Source organism: Aquabacterium sp. A08 (assembly GCF_011742065.1).
Map to the genome: position 1 here is coordinate 83434 of NZ_JAAQQT010000707.1, position 8060 is coordinate 91493.

An 8060-nucleotide genomic window follows, 5' to 3' on the forward strand; every position below is an offset into this window, starting at 1 on the left:
GGACCTGTCCGCGAGCGTCCGTGTTCCTTCGAGGGTGCGGCACGCATTCCTTAAAAAAAGCATATGCATGCACGAATTCATCCTTTGCCCCGTAGCCGCAAGGTCCAGACAATCAGATTTTAAGCAGGCCACTGATTGAAACCATGACCACTTTGCGCCTCGGCGACACCGCGCCCGATTTTGTCCAGCAATCCACCCAAGGTCCTATCCATTTTCATGAGTGGGCTGGCCCGCACTGGGTGGTCTTGTTCTCTCACCCCGCCGACTTCACGCCGGTTTGTACCACCGAGCTTGGCAAGACGGCCGCGCTCTCGGTCGAGTTTGCACGCCGTCAGGTCAAACCCATCGCGGTCAGTGTGGACCCCCTCGAATCCCACGATCGCTGGGTGCTGGACATCAATGAAACGCAGCAGGTCACGGTGGATTTCCCCATCCTTGCCGATGTCGACCGTCAGGTGGCCACGCTGTATGACATGATCCACCCCAAGGCGTTGGCCACCGCCACGGTGCGCAGCGTGTTCGTAATCGATCCCAAAAAAGTCATCCGCGCCACGTTGACCTATCCGGCCAGTACCGGGCGCAACTTTGACGAAATCCTTAGGCTCATCGATTCGTTGCAGCTTACTGACAGCCACAAGGTGGCCACGCCTGCCAATTGGCAGCAGGGGCAGGATGTGGTCATCGTTCCCAGCCTGCAAGACCCCGAGGAAATTGCCCAGTGTTTTCCCCAGGGCTACCGGGCGGTGCGCCCCTACTTGCGGCTGACGTCGCAACCCAACCGTTGAAGGTGGGGGCCATGAACCAGCCCACCGTCGTCATCGTGCCCGGTTGGAGGGACTCCGGCCCTGGCCATTGGCAAACGCTGTGGGCCGACGCCATTCCCGGCGCGCGACGGGTGGTGCAGGACAACTGGGTGTCGCCCTTGCGACGGGCCTGGGTAGAGCGCTTGCGCGAAACGATCGAGGCGGTGGATGGGCCAGTGGTGCTGGCAGCGCACAGCCTAGGCTGCATTACTGTGACTCATCTGCCTTGCGACGTGCATCATCGTATCCATGCGGCATTGTTGGTAGCGCCGGCAGACCCAGAACGCCGAGGTGTGTTAGCCGATTTTGCTCCTGTGCCTTACCAGCCCTTGCCCTATCCAAGTATCTTGGTGGCCAGTGGCAACGATCCCTATTGTCCCGTTCGGTTGGCTGGCGCCTACGCTCGCGCATGGGGCAGCGATTTTTTGCGTCTGAACGACGCCGGGCACATCAATGTGGAGTCTGGTCACGGTCCTTGGCCGTTGGGTTTTGCTCTGCTGCAGACACTGAACCGCCCCATGAATCGCGAAGATCGATTGGTTAAGGTCTGACGGTCTCGGCCTGACCAGCGGGTTGTCGATTGTCGCCGCGATAGCGGTCACTCGGAAGTCACCAGACCGGGCAACGTCGTTAAACGACTCGTCTTCGTGTTAGACCGATCAGTCATAGGCCATCCGGCTGGAGCCTGGACGACCGAGATGCGACAAAGACCGGCCGCTCGCCGCGCAGTGCCTACTCACCGAGTTCGCTGCATTCCTGTCAGCCTGCCTAGGGGATCGACACATTGGGTTGTTGGGCTTTTTCCAGTACCTGCTCTGTCTCAGATGAGACTACTCACCACCACTGGAGTTGGTGAGGGTGGCATCTTTCACGATGCGTGTTCGTACTGGATTGCTTACTCGGCGTGCAAGGGTCCAGATTTGATCATTCACGCTGTCCTGTCGATCAGATCTGCGTCATGTTTCTCGCGATCGTGTTGGTTGGTGTGCTGAAGGCGGTGCTCCGAATATGCAATCTGGTGAGCGTTTCGGTGCGGAGTCCACCAGGCCCTCATCCCATGCGCCGCCCGTCCATCGCGCGCTCGGACAACTGGGTATCCACACATGCAGTGCTTGCCGCCGACGTCCATGGGGCCAAGCTGACGTGGCCGCGCAGCTGGGGGCTCCGGCCGACGACTTTTGACGTGCCCTTTTATCTTCTTCACAGAGCGGTACCGCGCTGAGTGCACCGCCAGCAAGACTGTCGAAGAGGATGTTGGTTGATAAATGTTGTTTTTGGAGCATTTTCTGTTGGTATGTGTTCCAATAACATAATCATGCGCACGCCTTACCCCCTTTCCGTAGAGCAAGCCATGCTCGACCTGGGTCGCCGCATCGCCATCGCTCGCAAAGCACGGGGCTACACCCAGCCGGAGTTGGCTGCAGCCGCGGGCGTTGGACTCTCTACTGTGGTGGGCATCGAGGGCGGTCACCCCGGTGCGTCCATCGGAAATGTCTTCCGGTTGCTGGATGTCCTGCAGCTGCTCGGCCAGGTGGATTCCCTGCTGGACCCTGCCCGCGATGAAATGGTCACAGAGGCGGGGGTCACCAAGCTCATGGGCTCCACCACCGCCTCGTCCACTGTCCGTGGGGATCTGATGCGCGGGAGTTCCCGATGAATTCGGTCCCCGTCTGGGTGTGGATGCCCGAAGAGACCGAACCCATCCTGGCTGGAGAGCTGCGAATCGAAGGGTCCCATAGGGGGCGCTTCCTGTACTCCACGGACTTCAGGGTGCATCCCAAGGCCACGCCTCTGGATCCGGTGTCACTGAGGATGGCGGGCGCCCATGGCGTTCCTGTGAACGCTCCAGAGGGCATTCCAGGCGTGGTCATGGACGCTTGCCCCGCCGGGTACGGCGAAGACCTTTTGCAGAACCTCCATGGTCGAGACAGGACGCTGACCCGGATCGAGCTTCTGGAACTGGGCGCAGGGGACGCAGCGGGGGCTGTTGCGGCCTGCGCCGACATAGACAGAAAGCTTCGCAGTCAGGCGCACAGCCTCGACGCTCTGAAGTACCACATCGAACAACTGGAGGCTGGCCAGCCCAGAGCGAGGGCGATCAAGGACATGCTGGGCGATATGGCCACCAGCGCGGGTGGTGACAGGCCCAAGGCCACGGTTGAGTTCGATGGCCGCCTTTGGATCGCCAAGATGCAGGCCCGCAATGACATGCCGTTTTTGCCGGCGAAGGAATTCGTCTGCATGACCCTGGCGGGCGAGTGCGACATCACCGTCCCGGACATTCGTCTTGAGACCGTCGCCGATGTGGCCGTCCTCCTGGTGCAGCGCTTTGACCGACACGGCGACCCCAAGGCGCCCTGCAAGCGCCTGTATGCCTCCGCTCACACGGCGCTGCAACTGCAGCCCGGCACTGTCGCTGGAGCCCCATCGCGCTCGTACCTGGCACTGGCCGACAAGCTCAGGACCTGGTCGCGTCACAGCGACGATGTGCAGAACGACATCCGAGAGCTATGGCGCCGCATGTGCTTCAACGCCCTGGTCGGCAACGGTGACGACCACCCGCGCAACCATGCCTTCTACCGAGTCAAGGAGGCTTGGCGCCTGGCCCCAGCCTTCGACATCACACCACTGGTCGGCTACCGGGGCTCCCTCAGCATGGGGGTCGAGATCCGCGGCGGTACGGCCGTGAGCGTCGAGCGACTGCTGGAGGCCTCTTTGCGCATGGGCTATGCATCTGCCACAGAGGCCGCCCAGTGGCTGATCCAGGCCGCAGGCCGGGTGGCCCAGCGCTGGGAGCGTGATCTGGCGGCTGCAGGCGTCACGCCCGAGGCGATCTCGGGGGTGCGCAGCGCCTTTGCGCTCAGCGAGCAACTCTCTGACAGCAGCGAGTCGGTCTTGCGGGAAGCCGAGGGGATTTCCAGCCCCTCACGCAGGCGGAAGTCTGCCATAGCCCAAAGCCATCGAGCCGGATAAAACACGCTGCCCGGCAACCGTTTTGCAGCAGTCGGCAAGGGTGCGCGAGGCCGAGTTGCCCAGGGCGCGATAGGGCCGAGGCACTTTTGAATGATCATGGTCTTATAAAATATGTCGAATATGTTTGACATTAAAATCTTGCCTGTGCTCCAATTCGCCCATGAACTTGCTGTCTATAGGCCAACTCGTCAAACAGCGTCGTCAGCTCCTGGGCCTGTCACAGGCCAGGCTTGCCCGGCTCAGCAGCTTGTCGCGCGCGACGATCAACCAACTGGAAACCGGCACGATCGTTGACCTGGGTGCCGCCAAGCTCATCGCACTGCTGGACCTGCTGGGGCTGACGATGGATGCCGCAGAACGTCCGAAGCGGGATAACGCTTTGGCTCTGGCCAGCCGCACGGCCAGCGTGAGCTACAAAGACGTGCTGACACCCGAGGCGTTGGCCGCTGCGCTGGTGGAGGGGCAACTGCCGGCCAACATCACGCCCCAGGTAGCCACTCTGCTCGATGAAGCACCGTTGCCACTCATCGTGGGTGCCGTGGAAGAAATCGCACGCCACACCCATTGCCCCGCAAAGACGCTGTGGAAACATCTGCTGCAGTGGGCCCATGACTTGCAATCGCCAAGGGCGGTGTGGGCATGAGTGCCGGTGAGCAAACGCCCTCCAACTTGCCACCAGGCATTTGGCAGGACCTGCTGCGCCATGCCTATGCCCTGATCGACGAAATCACCCAGCACGGCATCAGCGATCCTGTCTGGACGTTTGGTGGTGGCACTGTGCTGATGCTTCGACACCGCCATCGGGTCAGCAAGGACATCGACATTTTCGTGCCCGATCCGCAGTATCTGGGTTTCGTCTCTCCGCGCTTGAGTGATGTGGCCGAGTCCGTGACGCAGGACTATGTCGAAGGACCAGGGTACATCAAGCTGCTGCGGCCCGAGGGCGAGATTGACTTTGTGGCCTCGCCGAACCTGACCGCAGAGCCGTTCGAGCTGTGGCGGTTGCTAGGGCGGCGGGTGAGGGTGGAGACCTCTGCGGAAATCGTGGCCAAGAAACTCTGGCACCGCGGGGATCGCGCAGCGGCGCGAGACCTGTTTGACTTGGCTTTGGTGATTGAACGTGAGCCCCATGCACTGGAAAGTGCCAGGAAATATCTGGTCCGCCACCGCGAGGCGTTTCTCAGCCAGCTTGAGCAGCGCAAGGCAGTGTTGAAGCTGCAGTTCGATGCGATCGACCGCCTGGACTTCCGGGTGACGTACGATCAGGCACAGCGGATGGCGGGGGAGTTTCTGAGGTCGCTTTGAGCTGGAAAGAGATATTCGCGATCGGCACTTCCGTAGATGCGTTGATGGCTACCCAGCTGCACCAAGACCCATCTCGTTCCCGACTGGGTCCATGAGTTCTGTTCAGCGTAGGGCGGTGGACGCCGCAAAGCAATATTCGCATCGATCAAGGATTGAAATGTATGCCACCAAGTGGCACAATTATTGAATGCGACGCGTCTTCAAAACTCGCCATTTCAGCCGATGGTTGAGAAAGTCAGACCTGACCGATGCTTCACTGTGTGCTGCAGTCAACGAAATGGTGGCTGGGTTGATCGACGCCGAACTGGGCGGCGACGTGGTCAAGAAGCGCGTGGCGTTGCCCGGTCGGGGCAAGCGTGGCGGTGCCCGCACGTTGGTGGCCACCCGCAAAGGCAGCCGTTGGTTCTTTGTCTACGGCTTTGAGAAGAACGAGCGCGCCAACATCACGTCCACCGAATTGGAAGCGCTGCAGACCCTGGCGGGTTCTTTGCTGGGACTGACCGCTATCCAATTGAACACCGCCGTGGAAGACGGCAGCTTGCAGGAGATTTGCCATGGACACTAAAGCCAAGACCCAGGTCAAGGTTCCAGTCAAAAGTCGGATTCTAGAGGCCGTGCACGAGACCGCATCCGACTTGGATCGGCTGGGTTTCATTGACAAGCGAAAGCAGCAAAAACTGGAAGCCCTGTGCCTAGAGCCAATCCCGCATTACGACAGCCAACGCATTCGCAACTTGCGTGAGCACTTGAAGCTCAGCCAGACCGTGCTGGCTTCGGTGCTCAACACCAGTCCGTCCACGGTGCGCAAGTGGGAATTGGGTGACAAACACCCCAGTGGACCATCACTCAAGCTGCTCAACCTGCTAGAGCGCAAGGGCTTGGAGGCCGTGCTGTAAATCGAGTGCCGGTGGCCGGTTGCACACCATCAGGGATATTGGATCTGTCGAAGCCACCGCAGGGCAATGACCGGCGTGTCGTGCAGGCCTTGACCGTCAGGTGCGGCTGTCAATGTCTGTTCCCGATGCGTTCCGCTCAACCGACCTGGAGGATCGGACACATTGGCTCTTGCCGGTACCTGCCCGGTCTCAGATCAGACGACTCGCCGCCACAGGCTCTGACCAAGTGGTTGCTTGCACCGACTGCGTGTGCCATCGACAACGCACTGGGCATGTGACCCTTCAGATTTGATGGTTCACACGGTCTCGTCATTCAAATTTGGGCCATGGTTTTGTGATCTTGTGGGGTGGGTTGGGGCGCTGAGGGCGGAGTCGTGACGTTTCAATCTGGTCAATGATTGACACGGAGACCACCATGCCCCCACCCCTTGCCCCCCCCGTCCAGCGCACGCTCAAGCAACTGGGCACCAACATAGGCCGGGCACGCCGCCGACGTCACTGGAGCCAAGCCGACCTGGCCGAGCAGATAGGCGCTTCGGTCAGCACCGTTCGCCGCCTGGAGAAAGGTGACCCCGGCACCGCGCTGCAGCACCTCATCAGCGTCCTTTTTGTCATGGGCGAAATCCAGTGCGCCAATGGACTCCTCGACACCCCGACCGACCGCATCGGCCTGATGCTCCAGGACAAACGCCTGCCCAAGCGCGTGCGCCAGTCCCGACAAGAGGAGGGCGAGTTGTGATGCACGCCACCGAGCACTCTGCAGACTTGGGCCCGTTTTTGCCCACCGGTCCCTGTGGCCCCCGCATCGCCAATCGTCTGGCCGTCTCCATCGGTCACGAAGGCCGGTCATTGGGCGAGTTGTGCCTGCACACCACACGCGGCGGGCCTTGCTCGTCATTTCGGTACATGAACAGTTGGCTCCAGAGGCCCGGTGGCTACTCGGCGTCTGCGGACCTGCGGTGGACACGGTCGACCCAGTGGACCCAGCCAGCCGGAGGCGATGGCCGCAATGTTTTTGGGGCCATGGCGGATACGCAAGCCCAGGGCTTTGGCTTGAAGGTTTTCAGGAGGGCGCAGGCGCGCGGATTGCTGGACGCTTTTGCTCCTGCCGGGCACGAGCCCAGCCCCATGGATGCGCTGTCGGTCGTGCTGGACAGCGTCCGGCTGGGAGCCCTGAGGCTTCGTCCGGCAGGTTCACCTCGTGTCAATTTGGAGCGCGAGCGGTTTTTGGTGCCGTGGGACTTGGGCTTGAAAAGCATCGCCGTCGCGATCCAGGCCTTCGAGCGACAAGAAGAAGACCTGTGCCAGTTGTTGTGGTTGCTCTACAGTGCCACCGCCCTAGGGGGTGAACGGCCCAAATGCAGCTGGTTCCAAGACAACGGCCAGCTGGCTGTCGCCAAGTTCCCCAGTCATCGGGATACATTTCCCATTACCCGGCTGGAAGTGCTCACCGCCCAGTTGGCCAGGACTGCAGGCATACGGGTGGCCGACCACAGGCTCAAGCATCCCGTGTCAGAGCCGATCGTGCTGGTCGAACGGTTTGACCGCCGCCCAGACGGTGCACGCATCCCCTACCAGTCGGCCTATACCTTGCTGCAAGCCGCGCCGGGCGATGGCATGAGCTGTTTCGATCTGCTGGATGCGATGCGTATCCACTGTGCAGACTACCCCGACGATGCCCGCGAGCTTTGGCGCCGCCTGCTTTTCGACCTGCTGATCAACCACGCCGATGCCGATCTGCGCAAGGTGGGATTCCTTCATGTCGGACACAACCGCTGGCGGCTGGCCCCGGCTGGCGGTCTGACGCCCAGCCTGGACCCTCCCACGCCCGAGTCAATCGGCCACAACGCAACCCCTTCTCCCGGCGGCTCTGTGCAAGCCTTGATGCAAGCGGCGAGTGCCTTCGAACTGGGGCACCAGGAGGCACGGGTTGCACTGCGCCATCAGCTCAACTGCCTCCAGCTGTGGCAAAACCGCGCTCGGGATTTCTCCGTGAACATGAGCCGAGCCGACATCGCTAGGCTGGAGCCGGTTCTGAACAACGTGCATGTCCAGCAGGCACGCCACATGTTGCGGGCGTGAG

The 8060-nt window shown here is 61.2% G+C and carries 10 protein-coding genes; all 10 read left to right on the top strand.

The features are described from left to right. The first annotated feature begins 143 nt into the window (after positions 1 to 143). The 10 genes from HA630_RS22385 (at position 144) to HA630_RS22430 (ending at position 8059) form a co-directional block, all read left to right on the top strand. Positions 144 to 785: a peroxiredoxin gene (locus HA630_RS22385; protein ID WP_166837856.1), complete on the top strand. Its 642-nt coding sequence runs from the start codon at positions 144 to 146 to the stop codon at positions 783 to 785. 11 nt (positions 786 to 796) lie between these two features. After that, positions 797 to 1354 (top strand): alpha/beta hydrolase, encoded by a 558-nt coding sequence (locus HA630_RS22390; protein ID WP_166837858.1) that lies wholly within the window; start codon positions 797 to 799, stop codon positions 1352 to 1354. 764 nt (positions 1355 to 2118) lie between these two features. Then, positions 2119 to 2460: a helix-turn-helix domain-containing protein gene (locus tag HA630_RS22395; protein ID WP_166833964.1), complete on the top strand. Its 342-nt coding sequence runs from the start codon at positions 2119 to 2121 to the stop codon at positions 2458 to 2460. Then, complete coding sequence (locus HA630_RS22400) at positions 2457 to 3776, top strand: type II toxin-antitoxin system HipA family toxin (RefSeq protein ID WP_166833965.1); 1320 nt, start codon at positions 2457 to 2459, stop codon at positions 3774 to 3776. The genes HA630_RS22395 and HA630_RS22400 overlap by 4 nt, the downstream gene beginning before the upstream one ends. A 160-nt stretch (positions 3777 to 3936) precedes the next feature. Then, positions 3937 to 4419, top strand: a complete 483-nt coding sequence (locus HA630_RS22405; protein WP_166833967.1) for a helix-turn-helix transcriptional regulator — start codon at positions 3937 to 3939, stop codon at positions 4417 to 4419. Continuing rightward, a complete protein-coding gene (locus tag HA630_RS22410) occupies positions 4416 to 5081 on the top strand; it encodes a nucleotidyl transferase AbiEii/AbiGii toxin family protein (RefSeq protein WP_166833969.1) in 666 nt (221 codons plus the stop codon). The genes HA630_RS22405 and HA630_RS22410 overlap by 4 nt, the downstream gene beginning before the upstream one ends. Positions 5082 to 5268: 187 nt before the next feature. Beyond that, complete coding sequence (locus tag HA630_RS22415) at positions 5269 to 5646, top strand: type II toxin-antitoxin system RelE/ParE family toxin (protein ID WP_166833971.1); 378 nt, start codon at positions 5269 to 5271, stop codon at positions 5644 to 5646. Continuing rightward, positions 5636 to 5977: a DNA-binding transcriptional regulator gene (locus tag HA630_RS22420; protein ID WP_166833973.1), complete on the top strand. Its 342-nt coding sequence runs from the start codon at positions 5636 to 5638 to the stop codon at positions 5975 to 5977. Before HA630_RS22415 ends, HA630_RS22420 begins: the two co-directional genes overlap by 11 nt. A gap of 415 nt (positions 5978 to 6392) precedes the next feature. Next, positions 6393 to 6716, top strand: coding sequence for a helix-turn-helix domain-containing protein (locus tag HA630_RS22425; protein WP_166833975.1), 324 nt, complete (start codon positions 6393 to 6395; stop codon positions 6714 to 6716). A 284-nt stretch (positions 6717 to 7000) separates the two neighbouring features. After that, positions 7001 to 8059 (top strand): type II toxin-antitoxin system HipA family toxin, encoded by a 1059-nt coding sequence (locus HA630_RS22430; RefSeq protein ID WP_166833977.1) that lies wholly within the window; start codon positions 7001 to 7003, stop codon positions 8057 to 8059. The last annotated feature ends 1 nt before the right edge of the window (position 8060 follow it).